Here is a 391-nt window from a genome sequence, read left to right as displayed (position 1 = left end):
AGAAAGACCCGCATATCTTTAACTTTTTTGGTGTAGCGTGCTTTATGAAGTGCTTCCATGGTGTAGAAGCGCAAAACAGCATCACGTTCGGTATAGCTTAAGCGCTTAAAAGGAATACCAGAGGGTTGGGCCTTATCAATTCCTTTCTTTTCTTTTTCGAGGTTATACCAGAGAAAGCCAGCCGGTTTATCTTGAGCTGCCCAAACAGAGGTCATGAAAAGACAAAGTAGAAATAGAATTTTAATCATGCGACTTACCCTCCTGATAAAATCGTCTAATTTTGGCTTCATTGAAAGTGCTTATGCCACTTACGTCAGGTAATGTTTGGCGCTGAGTGAACGCTTCAGTGAGCGCCGATAAATCAAGCGCATCAAACGAAATACGCTCTAAC

1 pseudogene is annotated in these 391 nt (G+C 41.9%); it reads right to left on the bottom strand.

Annotation, left to right across the window (positions count from 1 at the left end):
- Positions 1-248, bottom strand: a pseudogene (locus E1P04_RS15835) (type-F conjugative transfer system pilin assembly protein TraF); the annotation flags it as partial.
- Positions 249-391 lie beyond the last annotated feature (143 nt).

It is taken from the genome of Legionella gresilensis, assembly GCF_900639865.1.
Classification (GTDB): domain Bacteria; phylum Pseudomonadota; class Gammaproteobacteria; order Legionellales; family Legionellaceae; genus Legionella_C; species Legionella_C gresilensis.
The sequence above is the reverse complement of the archived record's forward strand: the minus strand, read 5'-3'. Positions and strand labels throughout refer to the sequence as shown.